Genomic DNA, 2,509 nt, shown 5'->3' with positions numbered 1-2,509 from the left:
TCACCCGGGCGCGGGCGCCACCGGGGGGGGCGGCGCGCGCGGCCACCACGAACTCCGGAGCGAGCGATGGACTACCGCGTACTCGGCCCCCTCGAGGTGAGCCACGACGGAGCCGCTGTCGAGGTCAGCGGGACGCGCCAGCTGACGGTCCTCGCCCTGCTCCTGGTGGAGGCCAACCGGATCGTGCCCGTCGACCGGCTCGTGGACGGCGTGTGGAACGAGACGCCGCCCGCCACCAGCCGCAGCCAGATCCACATCTGCATCTCCTCGCTGCGGCGGCAGCTCTCCGGCGGTCGGGACGTCGTCGACACCTGCGCCCCCGGCTACCGGCTGCGGGTGGCCGACGGTGAACTGGACCTGCACGCGTTCGAGGCGCACGTGGCCACGGCCCACGCCGCGGTCGCGGACGGCGTTCCCCGCCGGGCGGTCACCGCGTTGCGCTCGGCGCTGGCGCTGTGGCGCGGGCCCGCGCTCGCCGGTGTCGGCAGCCAACTCCTCCGGCGCGTGGCGGCCGCGCTCGACGACAAGCGGCTCGCCGTGCACGAGGAGTGCCTGGAACTCGAACTGGCCCACGGCCTGGGAGCCCCGCACGAGCTGGTCGGCGAGCTGACCGGCCTGGTCGCCGCGCGCCCCCGCCGGGAACGGCTGCTCGCGCTGCTGATGACGGCCCTCTACCGGGTGGGGCGGCAGGCCGAGGCGCTGGAGGAGTACCGCAAGGCCCGCGCGCGGTTCATCGGCGAACTGGGCATCGAGCCCGGCGAGGACCTCAGCGCCCTCTACCAGCGCATCCTCGTGCACGACCCGGCGTTGTCCCGCCCGCAGGCGCCGCGGCCCGCCCAGGTCCGCAGCCGCGGTCCACGCCGCCTCCCGGCCGACATCGTGGACTTCACCGGGCGGCGGCGGAGCCTCGAACGCCTCCTGGAGGTGTCCGAGCCGCACGACGGCACCGCCGTGCCCACGGTCGTGGTGACCGGCCGGGGCGGCGTCGGCAAGACCACCCTGGCCGTGCACGCCGGGCACCGGCTCACCCCGGAGTTCCCGGACGGCCAGCTCTTCGCCCGGCTGTCGCACGACGGCGTTCCGGAGAAGCCCCACGACATCCTCGGGCGGTTCCTGCGCGCGTACGGCTTCGCCGACCAGGACATCCCGGACGGCATGGAGGAGCGGGCCGAGACCTACCGCGACCACATGGCGGACCGCCGCGTCCTGGTCGTGCTCGACGACGCGGTGTCGGAGAGCCAGGTGTTCCCGCTGCTGCCGGGCACCTCGCTGTCGAGGGTGATCGTCACGTCCCGCAAGCCGCTCGCCGCGCTCCCCGCCGCCGCCCGCGTCCGCCTGACCCCGTTCACCGAGGGCAGCGCGCTGGAGCTGGCGGCGCGCATCGCCGGGCGTGCCCGGATCGACGCCGACCGGGACGCCGCGGTCGCGTTGAACGAGGCGTGCGGGTACCTGCCGCTGGCCTTGAGGCTGGCGGCCGTCCGGCTGGCGTCGCATCCACATTGGACGGTCGCGGACATGATCTCCCGGCTGGACAGCGGATCGGGCTGGCTGGACGACCTGGAGGACCAGACCGGCGTGCACCCGGCGTACGCGGGACTGAGCGGCGAGGCCCGTCGGCTGTTCCGGCTGCTGCCGCTCGTCGAGGCGGCGGACTTCGCGTCCTGGGTCGGGGCTCCGCTGCTGGACGTGAGCGTGGCGCGCTCGGAGGCCCTGCTGGACGAACTCGCCGACGCGGACCTCGTCGTGGTCCGCCCGCACGTGGACGGGACGCGCTACTGGATCCCCGGCTGGATCCTCGCCTACGCGCGCCGCCGTCAGGCGGAGGAGGACGAGGAGTCGCTGCGCAAGGCCTTCGAACGCCTGCTGGGCGCGCTGCTGCACCTGTCGGAACGCGCCCACCAGGTCCAGGGCGGCCACCACCTGCAACTGGCGGGCAACGGGGCCAGCCGGTGGGAACTGCCGTCACCGCTGGTGGAACGCCTGATCGCCGACTCGGAGGGCTGGTACTCCCGCGAGCGCTCGTGGGTGCTGACTGCCGTCCGTCAGGCCACCACCGCGGGCTTCGCCGAACACGCCTGGGGCCTGGCGATGTGCACCGTCACGTTCGCCGAGACCGCCCCGACGTCCGGCAGGCGTTGCGCCACCGACCGCCACGTCGGCTTCGTCCCCCTGCCGAGGGCGGCCGACACCCGCTGAACCACGACGGCTCGGCCTCCGGCCCGGCTGACCTCGCCGGGGGAGACCGAGCCGGAACGGGGTCGGTCAGTCCTGCGCCGGTCAGTCCTGGGCAGCCGCCACGGCCTGTGCGCCCAGGACCGAGTGCAGCAGGACGTTCGCGCCGTGCACCAGGTCGTGGGGAGCGGTGTCCTCGCCGGGCGCGTGGCTGATGCCCCTCTTGCTGGGGACGAAGATCATGCCGATCGGGGCCACCAGCGCGACGATCTGGGCGTCGTGGCCCGCACCGCTGGGCATGGTCTGGTGTTCCAGGCCCACGGTGTCGGCCGCGACG

The 2,509-nt window shown here is 74.6% G+C and carries 2 protein-coding genes; one reads left to right on the top strand and one right to left on the bottom strand.

Going from position 1 to position 2,509, the window contains the following annotated elements; translation table 11 throughout:
- Window positions 1–66: 66 nt before the first annotated feature.
- A complete protein-coding gene (locus ACFWW9_RS29555; protein WP_390384633.1) occupies window positions 67–2,196 on the top strand; it encodes a BTAD domain-containing putative transcriptional regulator in 2,130 nt (709 codons plus the stop codon).
- A gap of 81 nt (window positions 2,197–2,277) precedes the next feature.
- Here ACFWW9_RS29555 and ACFWW9_RS29550 read toward each other — a convergent pair.
- A partial coding sequence (locus ACFWW9_RS29550; RefSeq protein WP_390384631.1) for a M20/M25/M40 family metallo-hydrolase occupies window positions 2,278–2,509 on the bottom strand: 232 nt, incomplete at its 5' end.

It is taken from the genome of Umezawaea sp. NPDC059074, from assembly GCF_042738955.1.
GTDB lineage: Bacteria > Actinomycetota > Actinomycetes > Mycobacteriales > Pseudonocardiaceae > Umezawaea.
Note: the sequence above shows the minus strand (reverse complement) of the source record. Positions and strands in the feature narration are given on the sequence as shown.

Excerpts from the sequence above, each read along its gene's own strand:
- ACFWW9_RS29555 (WP_390384633.1), top strand. The coding sequence starts at position 67 with ATGGACTACCGCGTACTCGGCCCCCTCGAGGTGAGCCACGACGGAGCC.